The sequence below is a fragment of the Reichenbachiella sp. genome, assembly GCF_039941815.1.
Taxonomy (GTDB): domain Bacteria; phylum Bacteroidota; class Bacteroidia; order Cytophagales; family Cyclobacteriaceae; genus Reichenbachiella.
Genome location: NZ_JBDVDW010000014.1, coordinates 267,560 through 282,667 on the forward strand (window position 1 = coordinate 267,560; position 15,108 = coordinate 282,667).

At 40.1% G+C, this 15,108-nt stretch carries 13 protein-coding genes; 9 read left to right on the forward strand and 4 right to left on the reverse strand.

What is annotated here, in order from left to right; genetic code table 11:
• Positions 1–289: 289 nt before the first annotated feature.
• The 5 genes from ABJF11_RS02090 (at position 290) to ABJF11_RS02110 (ending at position 5,500) form a co-directional block, all read left to right on the forward strand.
• Positions 290–1,684 carry a tetratricopeptide repeat protein gene (locus ABJF11_RS02090; protein ID WP_348117719.1) on the forward strand — a complete coding sequence of 465 codons (1,395 nt, stop codon included), beginning with the start codon at positions 290–292 and terminating at the stop codon, positions 1,682–1,684.
• Positions 1,685–1,800: 116 nt separating this feature from the next.
• Complete coding sequence (locus ABJF11_RS02095; RefSeq protein ID WP_348117720.1) at positions 1,801–2,574, forward strand: phosphosulfolactate synthase; 774 nt, start codon at positions 1,801–1,803, stop codon at positions 2,572–2,574.
• 16 nt (positions 2,575–2,590) lie between these two features.
• The gene (locus ABJF11_RS02100) at positions 2,591–3,544 is read left to right on the forward strand and encodes a DUF368 domain-containing protein (RefSeq protein WP_348117722.1); all 954 of its coding nucleotides are present in this window, start codon (positions 2,591–2,593) and stop codon (positions 3,542–3,544) included.
• Entirely contained in the window at positions 3,541–4,284 is a 744-nt protein-coding gene (gene aroE / locus ABJF11_RS02105; protein WP_348117723.1) for a shikimate dehydrogenase, read from the forward strand. Before ABJF11_RS02100 ends, aroE begins: the two co-directional genes overlap by 4 nt.
• A gap of 49 nt (positions 4,285–4,333) precedes the next feature.
• Complete coding sequence (locus ABJF11_RS02110) at positions 4,334–5,500, forward strand: MFS transporter (RefSeq protein ID WP_348117726.1); 1,167 nt, start codon at positions 4,334–4,336, stop codon at positions 5,498–5,500.
• On the opposite strand, the gene ABJF11_RS02115 is transcribed toward ABJF11_RS02110, so the two are convergent.
• Positions 5,497–6,462: a carbon-nitrogen hydrolase family protein gene (locus tag ABJF11_RS02115; protein WP_348117727.1), complete on the reverse strand. Its 966-nt coding sequence runs from the start codon at positions 6,460–6,462 to the stop codon at positions 5,497–5,499. The two genes, ABJF11_RS02110 and ABJF11_RS02115, sit on opposite strands and share 4 nt — an antisense overlap.
• A 137-nt stretch (positions 6,463–6,599) precedes the next feature.
• Here ABJF11_RS02115 and uvrB point away from each other — a divergent pair, with 137 nt between their 5' ends.
• From uvrB to ABJF11_RS02135, 4 genes are all read left to right on the forward strand, one after another.
• Positions 6,600–8,624: an excinuclease ABC subunit UvrB gene (gene uvrB, locus ABJF11_RS02120; protein ID WP_348117729.1), complete on the forward strand. Its 2,025-nt coding sequence runs from the start codon at positions 6,600–6,602 to the stop codon at positions 8,622–8,624.
• A gap of 18 nt (positions 8,625–8,642) precedes the next feature.
• Complete coding sequence (locus ABJF11_RS02125) at positions 8,643–9,461, forward strand: polysaccharide deacetylase family protein (protein WP_348117731.1); 819 nt, start codon at positions 8,643–8,645, stop codon at positions 9,459–9,461.
• Positions 9,462–9,711: 250 nt separating this feature from the next.
• Positions 9,712–11,607 (forward strand): DUF3857 domain-containing protein, encoded by a 1,896-nt coding sequence (locus ABJF11_RS02130; RefSeq protein ID WP_348117734.1) that lies wholly within the window; start codon positions 9,712–9,714, stop codon positions 11,605–11,607.
• 495 nt (positions 11,608–12,102) lie between these two features.
• Positions 12,103–13,536 carry a S41 family peptidase gene (locus ABJF11_RS02135; protein WP_348117737.1) on the forward strand — a complete coding sequence of 478 codons (1,434 nt, stop codon included), beginning with the start codon at positions 12,103–12,105 and terminating at the stop codon, positions 13,534–13,536.
• Here the strand turns inward: ABJF11_RS02135 and ABJF11_RS02140 are convergent.
• The 3 genes from ABJF11_RS02140 to ABJF11_RS02150 all read right to left on the reverse strand — a co-directional run bounded on the left by ABJF11_RS02140 (position 13,520) and on the right by ABJF11_RS02150 (position 15,066).
• A complete protein-coding gene (locus tag ABJF11_RS02140; protein ID WP_348117739.1) occupies positions 13,520–14,134 on the reverse strand; it encodes a LysE family transporter in 615 nt (204 codons plus the stop codon). The two genes, ABJF11_RS02135 and ABJF11_RS02140, sit on opposite strands and share 17 nt — an antisense overlap.
• Before the next feature lie 75 nt (positions 14,135–14,209).
• On the reverse strand, positions 14,210–14,662 hold the full coding sequence (locus ABJF11_RS02145; RefSeq protein ID WP_348117741.1) for an RES family NAD+ phosphorylase: 453 nt from the start codon (positions 14,660–14,662) through the stop codon (positions 14,210–14,212).
• On the reverse strand, positions 14,659–15,066 hold the full coding sequence (locus ABJF11_RS02150) for an antitoxin Xre/MbcA/ParS toxin-binding domain-containing protein (protein WP_348117905.1): 408 nt from the start codon (positions 15,064–15,066) through the stop codon (positions 14,659–14,661). Before ABJF11_RS02150 ends, ABJF11_RS02145 begins: the two co-directional genes overlap by 4 nt.
• Positions 15,067–15,108 lie beyond the last annotated feature (42 nt).

The window sequence follows — 15,108 nt, forward strand, 5'->3', positions numbered from 1 at the left end:
TCTCAACACACAATTTTAGTTCATTGTACGAAAATAATCTCAATAGGCCGAATAAACCGGTGTCATTTTTTTAATATCATAAAAATTTACTCCATCACTGATATCTAATTGATAATCAAAATTATAGGCTGCTTTTTTTCAAGTCTATACTCAAAGAAGCGTCAACTCAGAGTTTATAAAAATAAAGTCTAACAACTCTTTTGTTAAAGCATAATGAGTATATTTCATAAAAGATATTGGTGCAGCGGCTGATGCATTCTGTATCTTTGCCACCAAATGCTATCGGATAATGGAGGAGAATTTTAAGAAACGAAACGAGGAGAAGGAACTTCTCAAAAAATACGAGTCGTTTCGTGAAAATAAGGAAGCCTTTTATTTCACATCGGATGAGTATGAATCTATCATCCAAACCTATCTGGAATCAAACAAACATAGAAAAGCACTCAAGGCGGTCAACCTTGCGATTGAGCAGTACCCATTCGCAGTCGAGTTTATGGTACTCAAAGCTCAAACTTACTCCAACCTGCAGGAGTATGGTATCGCTATTGATATATTAGAGAAGGCTGGAAACCTCCACCCTGGAGATGCTGATGTCTTCTTGATCAAAGGAAACATTCAAATCCTAAACGGCGACATAGATGACGCCCTTACCAGCTTCAATCGGGCCTTGGAGCAGTCGGAAGAAAAAGATGAAATATTTTATAGCATAGGCCTTGCCTATCAAAATAGAGGGGATTACAAGGATGCTATCACCTTCTTCAAGCAGTCGTTGGAAGAGAACCTAAACAATGAAAATGCACTTTATGAACTTGCATATTGCCTGGATGTAACGGGAGAGTTGGAAACCAGTATTTCCTATTACAAAGAGTTTATTGATAAGGATCCCTACTCGGAGTACGCTTGGTTCAATCTGGGCATAGTGTACAATAAGCTCGAGAAGTATGAGGAGTCAATCAATGCCTATGAGTATTGTATTGCCATAGATGAGAAATACAGTTCTGCTTTTTTCAACATGGGTAATTCTCTGATGATGCTCAAGAAGTATGAACAAGGTCTCAATGCCTTTAAAACCACCTTAGAACTCGAAGGCCCTACTCCTGAGATCTACTTCAGTATTGGCTCTGTCTATGAGCAAATGGAACAATATGATCTTGCCATACGGTATTATCGTAAATCCACAAAATTGGATCAGTTCTATGATGAAGCATGGTACTGTACTGGTGTATGCCTGGGCCATCAAAATAAATGGTATGAGGCCGTACATTTCTTCAACAAAGCCCTAAAACTCAGTGTAGAAAATGCTGATTATTGGATGGCACTGGCAGAAGCAGAATACAAAGTAGGCAACATCATCTCGAGTATCGATGCCTATGACGAAGTAAGTCAGCTTGATCCTGGCAACATTGAAGTTTGGAAAAACTGGTCACAGATATATCATGAGCAAGGTGACCACGAACAGGCCATGAACATTCTGCATGATGGTATGGAAGAATTGCCAGATGAAGCAGATTTATTCTACCAGGCTGTTATTTATTTGATTGAGAATGGTTCCTACAAATTAGCATTCACGTACTTAGAAAAAGGCTTATTCTTGAATTATGAAGGACATACTGTGCTGTATGATCACTTTCCTAATTTGGAAACACAAAAGGCCTTATATAAGATCATCCAGCAGTATAAATAAGACAATAATCACCTGCACCAAATCATTCGTTAAATCCTTTTGCAAATAGCTCTATAATCAATTTATTTGCAGGTTGAAAAAATCAACCAGCAAGAGATTAGCATTGAAATTATAGAATGAATTATATCCTCAATAATATTCCAGAAAGAACAGTCAAACCACGTGATAAAGGATTCACTATGGTGATGGACAAAGGTCTAAGCATTCGACAGGCTGAAGACCTCGTTGAAACCTGCGGAGATTCAATAGATATCATAAAATTGGGTTGGGCCACATCATATGTCTCCAACAATCTTCAGAAGAAATTGGACTTCTATAAATCAGCAGGCATTCCAGTCTATCTAGGCGGCACTCTATTCGAAGCGTTTATTATTCGAGATCAATTCGATGACTATAGAAAGGTGTTGGAAAAATACGACATCAATCATGCAGAAGTCTCTGATGGTTCTATCACACTGGCTCACGATAAAAAATGCGAGTACATCAGTACATTAGCAAAGGATGTAACTGTACTTTCGGAAGTAGGATCAAAAGATGCAGCCGAAATCATACCTCCTTATCAGTGGATTGAATTGATGCAAAAAGAACTTGATGCTGGCGCGTGGAAGGTGATCGGTGAAGCCAGAGAAGGTGGAAACGTAGGCCTATTCAGATCAGATGGAGAAGTGAGATCCGGACTGGTTCAAGAGATATTGACTAAGATTCCCATGGAGAAAGTGATTTGGGAAGCTCCTCAAAAATCGCAGCAGGTCTACTTCATTAAGCTACTGGGCTCTAATGTGAATCTGGGGAATATTGCTCCTTCGGAAGTAATTCCACTGGAAACACTGCGACTGGGACTCAGGGGCGACACCTTCGATTATTTTCTCGACGGAGAAGCCAAACTTTAAGCAAAACATCCACCTTATGCGGTCCTTTAAAGATTACTTCTTACTATTTCTAAAAGGAATAGGAATGGGAAGTGCAGATGTAGTGCCCGGTGTATCCGGTGGTACTATCGCCTTCATTACCGGTATTTATGAGGAATTGCTTAATTCTATCAACTCCTTTGATGCAGAAGCTTTTAGACTCTTATTTTCATTTAAACTAAGAGAATTCTGGGTCAAGATCAATGGCGGATTTCTACTTCCTCTGGTAGCAGGAATTCTTCTTAGTGCCATGACTCTGGCGAAAATTATCACCTTCTTTCTCGAAGAACATCCCATTCAGCTTTGGTCATTCTTCTTCGGTTTGATTATCATCTCCTCCATTTCCGTAGCGAAAGAGATCAGCCAGTGGAACGCCTATTCTGTCCTTTCTGGCCTTGCCGGGATAATTATTGCCTACGTGATCACAATGGTCACCCCATCTACCACTCCCAATGAACTGTGGTTTGTATTTATCAGTGGAGCTATAGCTATCTGCGCAATGATACTTCCCGGGATCTCAGGTAGCTTCATCCTACTCATATTAGGTAAATATGCCTATATCATGTCGGCACTAAAGAATTTGGACACAGTGGTAATTGCAGTTTTTGCATCAGGATGCGTAATAGGACTCTTCACCTTTTCAAGGTTGATTTCTTGGTTTTTGCAGAAGTTCCATAACTATGCCATTGCACTTCTTGCCGGATTTATGCTCGGCAGTCTCAATAAAATTTGGCCCTGGAAAAAAGCAGAACTGTTCAGGTTCAATTCCAGTGGAGAACAAGTACCAATCTTTGAACGAAACATGCTCCCTACAGACTATTATTCAGAGACTGGAAATTCACCAATGATCATTCAAGCCATACTCTTTATGGCATTAGGATTCATGATTGTTGTGATCATGGAAAAAATTGCTTTTGCTATAAAAAAAGCTAATGATAAAAGCCAATCATGAGACGTTTTGGACTCATCGGAAAAACGCTGAAACATTCCTTTTCTAAAAAGTATTTTACAGAAAAATTTACTAACGAAGGCATCACTAACTGTCAGTATGATCTCTTCGAATTGGAAAATATTTCAGAAATCGAAGATTTACTAAAGAGTCACGAAGACAGTTTGGTAGGACTCAACGTAACGATTCCATACAAAAAACTAGTGATCCCTTATCTGGATGAAATAGATGTACATGCCCAATCAATCGGCGCTGTAAACACAATCCAAATCCACCCAGATGGCAGGCTAATCGGACATAACACCGACTATTTCGGGTTCATTCAAGCACTGAAAAACGACTGGGTACTGGAAGGAAAATCGGCACTTGTCCTCGGTACTGGTGGCGCTTCTGAAGCGGTCAAGGCTGCCTTGACAAACCTAGGAATCCCCTATCTGGTAGTATCTCGTGAATCTGGTGAAAACAGGCTTAGCTATCAGGAGCTATCAGCCAGCGATACACTCGCCGGCCACCAACTAGTAATCAACACTACCCCACTAGGTACTTTCCCACAAGTGGACAAAAAACCTGATCTCCCATATGAGCAGCTTACAGCTGACCATTTGTTGTTCGACCTGGTTTATAATCCCGAAATTACGGCCTTTATGCAAGCCGGGTTAGACAAAAGAGCAAAGGTCAAAAATGGCTATCAAATGCTAGTGGGTCAGGCAGAAGCGGCCTGGGAGATTTGGAACACCAATTAATCAATTTAATTCTAATCATATCCACTATCTTCGTCGAAACTCATTTCAAATGAAGTCACTTCCTAAAAATGTATGGGTACTTGCACTTGGACTAGCATTGATGATGTCAGCCAGTTCACTTGTGGTTTTTGTGGGTGGTTTAGTTGGCTCCGAGCTGGCACCTTCAAAAAGACTAGCCACTTTGCCAGTGGCAGCCATTATAGTAGGTACGGCCATCGCCACAGTACCTGTCGCGTTGATGATGAAAAGATTCGGCCGTCGTACCACCTTCTTGGTCATCATAGCCTTTACTGTAGCTATTTCACTTTTAGCTGCCTACAGTATTCATATTCAATCCTTCTACCTCTTCTGCTTTAGTCTGGCGCTTATTGGCCTTTCTGTCGCGTCTCTAAACCAGTTTAGATTCGCCGCCATGGAGAGCGTATCTGTAGATCAGGTACCAAAAGCTGCTTCCACAGTACTACTTGGTGGGATAGCTGCCGCATTCGTAGGTCCTGAAATTGCAGTTGGAGGAAAGGAATTACTTTCTGAACCCTTTACAGGCTCATTTATACTTCTGGCTTTGTTGTTTGTATTTGGTTTTATCATCATAAGTTTCTATCAAAACGTATCGGTCGACTCAAAGGAAACCGACGCTCCGGGAAGACCTTTGTCCGAAATAATCAAACAGCCAGTATTCTGGACTGCCGTACTCTGCGCAATGATGGGTTATGCTGTGATGAGTTTCATCATGACCGCTACTCCTGTAAGCATGCATGTAATGGACGGGCACTCACTTGAAGATACCAAATGGGTCATTCAGAGCCATATTGTGGCGATGTTTCTTCCAAGTCTGTTTACTGCCTGGATTATCAGCAAAGTAGGTATCAAAAATATGATGTTGACAGGAATCGGCGCATTTGCAATATGCCTTATCATCGCTTACACCGGACATCATGTAGGCCACTATTGGGGCTCGTTGATTCTATTGGGTATTGGCTGGAATTTCTTGTTTATCGGAGGCACTACCTTGCTTCCGCGCGCTTATAATAACAACGAACGTTTCAAAGTGCAAGCGTTAAATGAATTCATGATATTTGGCACACAAGCCCTAGCTGCTTTATCAGCCGGACTGGTAGTAAGCGCAGTAGGTTGGGAAAATCTCATTCTGATCACTGTACCTTTACTTGCCATACCTCTGGGAGCCATTCTATTTACTAGAAAAGCGACAGCCTAATCTTTAGTTTTCTTTATTTGCAATACGCTTTGACGCTCTCTGTTTAGCACTAGTTGAGTAACATCAGGTCTGGAGTAATGACCCGTGGCATCAAAATTCTGGCGTTCTTCAAGTACCCGATTAAAATCAAGGGTTTCAACGATTAGCCCCTCCTTTCCTATCACTGGTTCGACCACCCACTCTCCATCCGGACCAGCAATACAGGAGGCCCCATCTGCAAGTACATCTGGTGCACGTTTTAGTATTTCCTCTAAATAGGGTGTGTCTTTTGGAAAATCTTCCTTACGCATCAGCCCCGAAGCAGAAATCACAAATGACCTACCTTCTTTGGCTATCATTTTTGTAATGTCGTAGGTGTTTTTAAGGTTGCCAGGCCAAACTGCGACATGCAGATCCTCTCCCTGACTATAAAGAGCAGTACGCGAAAGTGGCATCCAGTTTTCCCAGCAATTGAGACCTCCTACTGTAAAATCTTTTAATGAATGTACACGTAATCCGTGGCCATCTCCTGGCGCCCAGGTCAATCGCTCTTCATATGTTGGTTGCAATTTTCGGTGTACTGAGCGAATTTCACCTGTGGCATCTATGTATACGAGCGAACAATATAGGCTATGCCCACCTCGGTTTTCAGCACGCTCGATCGTCCCAAGATAAATCGCTATTTGATGTAATGCGGCTAACTTGCATATTTCATCCAAGTCGCCTTTTTCGATCTGAACAGCCTCCCTTGTGTAATGCGCGTGTATCTCCTTTTGCATTTTGGAATTGAAGTCGGCTCCGTGCGTCAGTGTAAGCCAAAAAGGATAACCCGGCAGCAAGGATTCTCCAAACACCACCAGCTCGCACTGCTGTTGTCCAGCCTCAATTATTGAGTTGCAAATTTTCTTTATGGTTTCATTTTTGTTCAACCAGACCGGAGCGATTTGCGCTATTGCGATTTTGAGTAGATGGTTTTCATTCATGTTTTTTGTATTATTATCAGCAACAATAATAGTAAAACATTGATTGTAATAGAAAGTTTACGGACAGGCCAAGGTAATTACAATTCCTTGTCACTTTTGATTTGTTCATCCGTATAGACTAGTCGATATTTACGCTCATGGATTTCAAACTAACTTCTGAATATGTACCCACAGGGGATCAGCCGCAGGCCATTGCACAATTAATAGAAGGTCTCAACAATGGTGAACCTTCTCAGGTACTTCTGGGAGTTACTGGATCTGGCAAGACTTTTACGATGGCGAACGTAATAGAACAAACCAATCGCCCGGCCTTGGTACTCTGTCATAACAAAACACTGGCTGCACAGCTATACGGTGAGTTAAAGCAGTTTTTTCCAGACAACGCAGTGGAATATTTCATTAGCTATTATGATTACTATCAGCCAGAAGCTTTTCTGCCCACCACAGGATTATATATAGAAAAAGATCTGAGCATCAATGAAGAAATCGAAAAGCTGCGACTGGCGGCTACTTCCTCACTTCTTACAGGGAGAAGAGATGTAATAGTAGTAGCATCAGTTTCCTGCATATACGGTATAGGCAATCCTGAAGAGTTTGGAAAAAACATTGTGACTCTCGAGGTTGGTCAGCAATTATCCAGAAATCAGCTACTTTTTAAATTTGTAGATATCCTCTATAGCCGTACCGAGGCAGAATTCAAGAGAGGCAATTTCCGCGTTAAGGGTGATACTGTAGATATTTTCATCGCCTATGGTGACTTTGCTTATCGAATCATCTTCTGGGGAGATGAGATCGAATCGATTCAAAGGATTGAGCCACATACGGGCAAAAAACTGTCTGAAGAGAAAATAGTGACCATCTTCCCGGCAAATCTCTTTGTGACAGGCAAAGATCTATTGCATCAGGCGATCAATCAAATACAGGACGACATGGTTCTTCAAGTCCAATACTTCGAAGAAGAACGTCGGTTTCTTGAAGCCAAAAGGCTAAAAGAACGAACCGAGTTTGATATAGAGATGATGCGAGAATTAGGCTACTGCTCAGGTGTCGAAAACTATTCCAGATATTTTGATCGCAGAGAGAAAGGTGCGCGACCCTTCTGCTTACTCGACTACTTTCCTGACGACTTTTTGATGATCATTGACGAAAGTCATGTGACACTACCGCAGGTGCGTGCCATGTGGGGAGGTGATCGCGCCAGGAAAGTAAACCTTGTTGATCATGGATTTAGACTACCGTCGGCGATGGACAATCGTCCGCTGACCTTCGACGAATTCGAGGGGATGGTTGGGCAAAGTGTCTATGTCAGTGCTACCCCAGGAGACTATGAATTGCGTAAGTCCGAAGGCGTAGTCGTTGAGCAAGTGATTCGACCCACCGGTTTGCTGGACCCAATAATAGAAGTCCGACCGAGCGTAAATCAGATCGACAACCTGATGAACGAAATAGATGACCGAGTCCGACTGGATGAACGCATACTCATAACTACCCTGACTAAAAGAATGGCAGAAGAACTGTCCAAATATCTCATTAATGCAGGGGTGAAAACAAGATATATTCATTCGGAAGTAGACACCCTCGATCGAGTAGAAATACTAAGAGAATTGAGATTAGGTGTTTTTGATGTACTCGTAGGCGTAAACTTACTCAGAGAAGGATTGGATTTGCCAGAGGTATCTCTTGTAGCTATTATAGATGCAGACAAGGAAGGATTTCTTAGAAATGAAAGATCGTTGGTGCAGACCATTGGCCGGGCAGCCAGAAATGAAAAAGGAATGGTTATTATGTATGCTGATAAAACAACCGGATCCATGCAATTAGCCATCGATGAAACCAATCGCAGACGAGCAATTCAAAAGGAGTACAATACAAGACATGGTATCACTCCTACCACAGTGATGAAGTCTAAGGAAGCCATAATGGGACAAACTTCTGTGGCCGATTCTAAGAAATCCACCAAACCAAAACCATATATTGAAAGTGAAGTAGTAGACATTGCCGCTGATCCAGTAGTGGCCTACATGGATAAGGAAGGAATCCTAAAAATGATCGAGAAAACCAAAAAATCAATGGAAAAAGCTGCCAAGGATCTCGATTTTATGGAGGCCGCCAGACTCAGGGATGAAATGTTGTCGCTCGAGAAGTTGAGAGACGAAAAGTAAACCTAACAAACCAAAGCGATGAAAAGACAGATTCTAACTGGCCTATTTCTTCTATATTTTACTCTTGTTCAAAAACCTGTATGGGGACAGTCTGAAGAAGATTTCGTCTGGCCCAATGGAGCCAAGGCCGCCTTGTGTCTCACCTACGATGACGGGCTGCCCAGCCATGTAAATACGGTGGTTCCTATGCTGAACAAATACAATTTTAAGGCTACCTTCTTCCCGACTCTCACCTCGCCTTCGTTGTATGATGAAGTAGAAAAATGGAAATCCCTTGCTAAAAATGGTCATGAGTTGGGCAATCACACCGTCTATCATCCATGTCAAAAATCGATGATGGGTATGGAATGGGTGAAAGATCATCAAGACCTCGATAAATATACAATAGAGCAAGTTTTTGATGAAATAAAGCTTGCTAACAGCTTTTTGCAAGCAATAGACGGAAAAAAAGATCATACCTTTGCCTATCCCTGTGCCCATCAATATGCAGGTGGAAAAAGCTACAAAGATTCACTTCATCTCTACGCGACAGCCGCCCGATGGAGTGCTATGGATCAGGAAGAATTGGCAAGCATCGAACAAATAGATTTATACCAGATCACCTCATGGGCACCAGACCAACATGGAGCTAACGATCTAATTGCATATATCGAAAAGGTGATAAAAGCTAATACTTTGAGTACCATTACTTTTCATGGTGTAAACGCAGAACATATGATTGTTACAAAAGATGCACATGAGAAAATGCTCCAATTTTTAGACGATCATCGAGATGAAATTTGGGTTACCACCTTTAAGGAAGCTACAGATTATCTAAGGTTAAAACGTGGGAAGTAGTCGATATACCTGCCTTCAACTCATACAAATTCGTCCTATCATCTACTCTTTGAGGCTGCTTGAAAAATAAGCTCCCGAATGGCTTCAACGAACGGAATGATCGGCTAGGCGACTATTAAAAGTAACTTCTAAGGCGATTGGCTTATTTATGCACGATGTTTTGAACATTCAATTATTTAAGATTGTGTAGATTTAACGATAGACAATATTTATAATCAAACTCATTACCTGCCTTAAAAATTTCAATTCAATGAAACTATTCGTAACTATAACTATAAGTCTAATAGTTAACATAAATTTTGCATACGCACAGGCAAAAATTAGCAAATGGGGAAAGCTCACAAAGTTTGAAATTGAATTGAAGAATATAAGCTTCGATAAGGAGGCTAATGCTGTAATACTAGGAGAAAAGGCTGATATCGCAATTTTTAGAGGAGAAGTGTATACCAAATACCATATAAAAATTAAGATACTGTCGAGAAAGGGACTTGATCAAGCCGATATCAGCATTCCTTATAACCCAAAAGCTGACTTGGAATCTATTGGCAAAATAAACGCGCAGACATTGAACGTCGTAAATGGTAAGGTGGAAGCTACCAAATTACTGGCTTCAGACATTTATACAGAAAACAGTAGTGAAACACACCATGAAAAGAAATTTACATTTAAAAATGTGAAGATTGGTTCTGTTATCGAATACAAGTATACCAAGACGTCAAAATCTGTTAGACACCTAGAGTATTGGTATTTCCAAAATGATATTCCCACCTTGTTGAGTGTCTGCACTGTGGACATTCCTGAAGACTTAGACTACCGCCCCATCTATAACGGTAGCAAACTGAAGAAAAAGTACCTTGAAGAATCAACTGATAAATGGTTTTTGACGAATTTACCTTCAATAAAAAAAGAGGATTTTGTATTTAATCATCTCAAATACGCAGAAGGCATTAGTTTTCAACTAGAAGGATATAAAGAACTAATGGATGTCAGTAGTAATGAAGTCAAATCAGTTCAGACTATGACCACCTGGAAACAACTAAGCCAAGAGATTGCAAATTCTGAAAGATTCAGTTCTTACTTATCAAAAAGAAAAATTTCTGAGAAAATTGTGAGTGGTCTTAATATCCAAAAAGACACTTTGGAAGAAGTGTTTAACTATGTCCAAAATAAATTTATACATTCCAATAATTACGGAATTTTCCCGAGAAGACCAGTTGGAAAACTATTAGGCGAGGTAAATGAACCTGCAGATGCTGATGAAATCAATCTGCTTCTTGTATCGCTGTTAAGAAACTCAGGAATAGCGGCTTATCCGATGCTCATCAGTATGAGGTCTTATGGGGAAATAATGAAATCCTATCCGCTACTTGATCAGTTCAACCACTTAATCGTTTATGTAAACTACAAAGGGGTGGTTTATTATCTGGATGCTTCTGACTCAGAAAGCTCCACCACCTTGCTACCAGTAGATTGTTTAAGTCAAGAAGGGTATATCATAGATCAAAATTTTTCCGAATGGAAACCAATTATTCAATCGGCTATTTCCAAACAAAAAGTTGATATTAAGATCTCGCAATTGCCTGACAAAACATGGAAGTACAATTATAAAATTTTATTAGAAGGATATGAGGCACAAAAGTTCATTAACAGTGAGTCAACCATATACTCAGAGCTATTTGAGGCATTCGAGACAAGCTCACCTTTAACTCGTACAGAATACGTATCGAAAGATGGAGGACCTGGTATTGCTATATCATCCAATATAATTCTTGAACCAGAAAGCTCATCTGTTTTGTATCTTTCATCAGACCCCTTATCCCTTTATCCAAAAAATCCGTATAAAAATGATACAAGAGCGTATCCTATTGAATTAGATTATCCATTTATCTACGAAAAAAAAATAACTTTAATTGTTCCTGAAAATTTACAAATAGTGAGTCTTGCTGACAATGTAAATAAGTCATTGCCTAATGATTGTGGCAGTCTTCAAATATTTACGAAAGCAAATAGCAGTATTCTGAGTTCAAATGTAAAGTTAGACATGCCGCAAATGATCATCCCGCAATTTTTTCTTGATAGGCTTAAGCAGCTCTATCAACACATGGTCACGAGCAGTGAAGAGATGTTGGTATTAAAGGGGTTATAAACTTAATAGGTTAATCTAAAATTGTGCTTCAATACACTCTAAGTAGCTTTTCAGAAACCAGCCACATGGGTACAGCTGATGCTATGTAATCACACTATGCCTCAGCTCTCCTTCAAAACTGCAATTTGCTGATTTTCCTTTTTCAGTTTCGGTGGAACTGAGGTTCTCATCAATTTCATGTTGTAAATATGAGAAATTTCTACTGTAACAAGTATTCCAATCAAGTAGATGCTCATGAGAAAATGCTCCAATTTTTAGACGATCATCGAGATGAAATTTGGGTAACCACCTTTAAAGAAGCTACAGATTATCTAAGGTTAAAACGTGGGAGGTAGTCGATATACCTGCCTTCAACTCATACAAATTCGTCCTATCATCTACTCTTTGAGGCTGCTTGAAAAATAAGCTCCCCAATGGCTTCAATGAACGAATATAATCGACCAGGCGACTATTAATTCAAACTCGACATTGTACATGAAAACCAAAACATGAGCAATGAAATATGTAATTCTCGGAATACTGACGATTGTCGCAACGTCAATTTTCGCTCAGAAAAAAGAAGCCTTTAACCCTGATCAAAAATTTTCAGCTGACAGTGTTAGAAAGTGGACTGTGGAAATTATGGATGAATTAGCCGCTGCCCAGCCCGGATTTTATAGATATACCAGCAAGGCACGATTCGATCATCTAATTGACTCTACACTGCAAACCATATCTGATTCTTTGAACACCTTGGAGTTTTATAGAAAGCTCAAACCTCTATTCGCACAAATAGGATGTCTTCACACTGGCTTAAGATTATCCGAGGACTACGAAAAGCATATCAAAAATACATCAAGCCTGTTTCCATTAGAGATCTTTATCAACAGCCAAAATCAAGTGTTTGTAACTAAAAATCATTCTAATCAATCGGTCCCCATAAAAAGTGAAATTCTAACGATCAATGACAGGCCAATTGATGAAATTTTGAATATCCTATATAATGCAATTCCTACAGACGGCTATAATCGCACCCTCAAAGTCTTACTTTTGAATTATAGATTTTCGATTTGGTATCAATCTATGATTGACCTCCGTAACACCTTTCGCCTAACCGTGAAAACGATAGAGGGTATACGTACTTATACTTTAGCCGGAGTAGAGTCTAAGGTTTTTCCCTCAATTGACTCACTGGAATCGGCACATAAAAAGCAACTTGTATTTGAAATCAAAAATGGCATTGGATATCTCACAATTCATTCCTTTGCCAAGACGGTAATCAACAAAAACAATCAAAATTTTAAGAAATTCATAAGAAAGTCATTTGATGCCTTACGACAAGAACAAGTAAAATATTTGATCGTGGATGTCAGACATAACACCGGCGGCACAGATGGAAATGCTGCCTTTTTGACCTCACACTTTTTTAATGAGACATTCAGATATTGGGAGAAGATAGAATTGACTGAATATATGGCCAAACAGATAAAAGGTATTTATAGAATATTCTATTCAAAACCTGAATTGAAAGATTCTACCTATCATTGGAAAGGGTCACTTTTTACCAAAGAGTTTAATTACTATAATGTAGCGCCAGCCAAGAATCACTTCGAAGGCAAGGTCTTTCTAATCACCAATGGGTCCTGCATGTCTTCCTGTAGCGATTTTGCCGCAATTCTGTCACATCATAAAAAGGCGGTAGTGGTGGGTCAGGAATGTGGTGGTGGATATCAAGGAAATACGAGCGGCCTGATGCCTAACGAAGATGTGCATCCAAATATGATCATGACCGTTCCATTGCTAAAGTATACAACTGCGGTAGATCACACCAAAAATATTGGTAGAGGCACACCACCAGATTATGTCACTGATCACACGGTGGATGATTGGATTGCAAAGAAAGACGTCGAAATGGAACTGATCGAAAATTTGATCAAAAAAGAGGAGTGATAACCATTTTCAAGCCTAGAAATAATAGTACCAAACCAATCCCGATTTTAAGATAGCCTTTCAACTTACCGGTTAGAAATCGCTTGAGTTTCTGAGCATAATGGGCCTTTAGAAGGTCTGTCATCCAAATCGTATTCAATACACCAACAAAGAAAAGCAGCTCATTAGTCGAATCATTGAATTCAGTGATGGCATAGTTCGAAATCGCAGCCCAAAACCCCCAAACAATTGGATTGATCGCATTGAGCATGATGGCTTGTGTAAATAGGCCTAGTTTTTTCAACTTTCCTGAAGAAGTAGCCTGATCTAATTCTTTGCTTTTTTCCTTCTTGAAAATGAAAACCAATCCAAAAACCATAAGCAATACCCCACCACCAAGGGCTAATTCAATAGGTGCTTCGCTGCCTTCAGAAATCTGACTTAAACCAAACCAGGTCAACAAAATAACAGCAGTGTCCGTCAGCGCTACTCCTATTATAAAGTAGACGGTCTTTTTGAATCCATGATCAATGGAATTCTGAACAAGCGTAAGAAAAACAGGACCTGTAGAAAGAGCAGGCACAAAACCTGCCAATAGTCCGATGAGATATGCGATCAAATGAAATCGAGTTAAATAGAATTATTGCTTAAAAATGATTGTAAACATAACTACATTCAGAACATAAATTGCAATTCAAAGTTGCCATAAACGCTGATCAAATAGCAAAGGTCGTACATCATTAATCTTGATATGATGAAAATTATCATGAAGCGGATTTAACAAGTAATTGAATTCAGAAGATACAATGGTGCTGGGTACTCGTAGGCATAACCCACCGGTCTTCAAAAACCGTCCACCAATCTCCATCGTTGCAATAGTGTGCGGAAAACTATTCCAGCCTTGCGGCAAGTTTTTCAGTGTTTCAATTGGAAGGTCATCAGGAAACTCTAGCTCTGTGCAGTAGAACCCCTTAGACATCCGGGCCGAAGATACATTGGCCATAACCTCTAGCATACTTAGAGACAAGCTCTCTGAGGTATACAACATGCGTTGCCCTTGCGAATTCCAACGACCACCATGTTGCATGGCACCAGTCCCAGATAAATCATGAATATATGGCTTAGTTGTAATACGATATAGTATCATGAATAAACACCATGCTCAATACGCCCTAGCAGGTCTTTTATCATGGTCAGTCCTGAACTGTTATCCATAAAGTCACGTGGTTTTTTGTGGGCGAGCGCAAGCAAATCCGTCTCAAGCCAAGCTTGAAATGCTTCTCTCTCTCCGAAGACTTCTTTGCCGTATTCGTAAAGGGCTGCAATCTCAAGAATGCGGTCGCTCACCGGTGCACTTATTAACTCTTCATCTTTTATTTTCTCCAAGGTGCGCTTGCTGACCGGTAGTAGCTTTGAAAATGCGGTAAGATTCATACCGGTAGTAGCAACAATAGCAAGAAAATCAGACTTGCTTATGCCTTCGTAAGCCTTTCTGTATCTGACAGCCGGCTCCTTGATTATGTTAATAATATGCTTTTGTTTTTCGTACACACTCAAATGTACGCTTTTTTCTCTAGATTAAGCGAAATATTT

Excerpts from the sequence above, each read along its gene's own strand:
- ABJF11_RS02090 (WP_348117719.1), top strand. The coding sequence starts at position 290 with ATGGAGGAGAATTTTAAGAAACGAAACGAGGAGAAGGAACTTCTCAAA.
- ABJF11_RS02095 (WP_348117720.1), top strand. The coding sequence starts at position 1,801 with ATGAATTATATCCTCAATAATATTCCAGAAAGAACAGTCAAACCACGT.
- ABJF11_RS02100 (WP_348117722.1), top strand. The coding sequence starts at position 2,591 with ATGCGGTCCTTTAAAGATTACTTCTTACTATTTCTAAAAGGAATAGGA.
- aroE (WP_348117723.1), top strand. The coding sequence starts at position 3,541 with ATGAGACGTTTTGGACTCATCGGAAAAACGCTGAAACATTCCTTTTCT.
- ABJF11_RS02110 (WP_348117726.1), top strand. The coding sequence starts at position 4,334 with ATGAAGTCACTTCCTAAAAATGTATGGGTACTTGCACTTGGACTAGCA.
- ABJF11_RS02115 (WP_348117727.1), bottom strand. The coding sequence starts at position 6,462 with ATGAATGAAAACCATCTACTCAAAATCGCAATAGCGCAAATCGCTCCG.
- uvrB (WP_348117729.1), top strand. The coding sequence starts at position 6,600 with ATGGATTTCAAACTAACTTCTGAATATGTACCCACAGGGGATCAGCCG.
- ABJF11_RS02125 (WP_348117731.1), top strand. The coding sequence starts at position 8,643 with ATGAAAAGACAGATTCTAACTGGCCTATTTCTTCTATATTTTACTCTT.
- ABJF11_RS02130 (WP_348117734.1), top strand. The coding sequence starts at position 9,712 with ATGAAACTATTCGTAACTATAACTATAAGTCTAATAGTTAACATAAAT.
- ABJF11_RS02135 (WP_348117737.1), top strand. The coding sequence starts at position 12,103 with ATGAAATATGTAATTCTCGGAATACTGACGATTGTCGCAACGTCAATT.
- ABJF11_RS02145 (WP_348117741.1), bottom strand. The coding sequence starts at position 14,662 with ATGATACTATATCGTATTACAACTAAGCCATATATTCATGATTTATCT.